We start from the raw sequence: 228 nt of genomic DNA, 5'->3' as shown, positions 1-228 counted from the left end.
CTCGACTTCGACATCGCAACCGGGCTTCATCAGCAAGGCCTGCACGCAGGCGCGGGTCGGCGCATGACCTTGCGGCACCCACGCATCCCACACCGCGTTGAATTCGGCGAAGTGCTTCGGATCGCTCAACCAGATGTTCGCGGACACGAGACGCGTGCGATCCACGCCCGCCGCTTCGAGCAACAGGTCGATCCGCGCGAGAACTTCGTTTGCCTGTTCGGTGATGGA

1 protein-coding gene is annotated in these 228 nt (G+C 63.2%); it reads right to left on the bottom strand.

Annotated features, from left to right (window positions below):
* A partial coding sequence (locus tag SB771_RS37595) for a RidA family protein (RefSeq protein WP_410722352.1) occupies window positions 1–228 on the bottom strand: 228 nt, incomplete at both ends.

The organism is Burkholderia sp. SIMBA_051 (assembly GCF_046534915.1).
Classification (GTDB): Bacteria; Pseudomonadota; Gammaproteobacteria; order Burkholderiales; family Burkholderiaceae; genus Burkholderia; species Burkholderia ambifaria.
Note: the sequence above shows the minus strand (reverse complement) of the source record. Positions and strands in the feature narration are given on the sequence as shown.